Annotated in this window: 1 protein-coding gene; it reads right to left on the reverse strand. The window is 48.0% G+C overall.

Going from position 1 to position 715, the window contains the following annotated elements; genetic code table 11:
* On the reverse strand, positions 1 to 715 hold a 715-nt coding region (locus DW183_RS12370; RefSeq protein ID WP_243069583.1), incomplete at both ends, for a PEP-utilizing enzyme.

Genomic DNA, 715 nt, shown 5'->3' on the forward strand with positions numbered 1-715 from the left:
ATTCTGTCTTCTTCAAAGAACATATGCTCTGTACGGCAGAGTCCGATGCCTTCTGCTCCAAGTTCGCGTGCCTTCTTAGCATCTGCAGGAGTATCTGCATTTGTACGAACCTTTAACTTTCTATACTTGTCAGCCCAAGCCATTACACGACCGAACTCACCAGCGATGGTTGCATCAACTGTCTTGATCTCGCCATCGTAGATATTTCCTGTTGTACCATCGATAGAGATGTAATCTCCTTCGTGGAATTCCTTGCCTGCAAGTGTGAACTTCTTGTTCTCCTCGTCCATAGCAATGTCGCCACAACCAGATACACAACAGGTTCCCATACCACGGGCAACAACTGCTGCATGTGATGTCATACCACCACGAACAGTCAGGATACCCTGAGAAGCCTTCATACCTGTGATGTCCTCTGGTGAAGTCTCAAGACGAACAAGTACGACCTTCTCGCCACGCTCGTTCCAAGCCTCAGCATCTTCTGCTGTAAAGACGATCTTACCACAAGCTGCTCCAGGAGATGCTCCTAAGCCCTTTCCAAGTGGTGTTGCAGCCTTAAGTGCTGCTGCATCAAACTGTGGATGAAGAAGTGTATCCAGGTTACGAGGATCGATCATTGCTACTGCTTCTTCTTCTGTCTTATGTCCTTCGTCAACAAGATCACATGCGATCTTAAGAGCAGCCGGAGCTGTTCTCTTACCATTACGGCACTGCA

The organism is Roseburia sp. AM16-25, assembly GCF_003473825.1.
Taxonomy (GTDB): Bacteria; Bacillota; Clostridia; order Lachnospirales; family Lachnospiraceae; genus Pararoseburia; species Pararoseburia lenta.